Consider the following 398-nt stretch of genomic DNA (forward strand, 5'->3'; position numbering starts at 1 on the left):
CCCCCCCCCCCCCCCCCCCCCCCCCCCCCCCCCCCCCCCCCCCCCCCCCCCCCCCCCCCCCCCCCCCCCCCTTTTAACGATCCGGCGACCACCGAGACCTACACCCGAACGTTGTCGTCGGCAGCGTCAGATGTGTATAAGAGACAGGCGGTGGTGATGGAGTAGCTGGCATCGATCTTCTTGATGCCGCCGGCGGTCGCGCTTTCGTCCAGTACGAGTGTCGCGTCGTAGCGTGCGGTGAATTGGCGGGCCTGTCTCTTATACACATCTCCGAGCCCACGAGACCCGTGACCGAATCTCGGTTTGCGGCGGAGGGGTGAGAAAAGGGGGGGGGGGGGGGGGGGGGGGGGGGGGGGGGGGGGGGGGGGGGGGGGGGGGGGGGGGGGGGGGGGGGGGGG

Annotated in this window: 1 protein-coding gene; it reads right to left on the reverse strand. The window is 73.6% G+C overall.

The features are described from left to right. Positions 1-98: 98 nt before the first annotated feature. Positions 99-266 (reverse strand): hypothetical protein, encoded by a 168-nt coding sequence (locus tag JHD67_RS21540; RefSeq protein WP_199101180.1) that lies wholly within the window; start codon positions 264-266, stop codon positions 99-101. Positions 267-398 lie beyond the last annotated feature (132 nt).

Source organism: Dyella sp. ASV21 (genome assembly GCF_016428975.1).
Lineage (GTDB): Bacteria > Pseudomonadota > Gammaproteobacteria > Xanthomonadales > Rhodanobacteraceae > Dyella.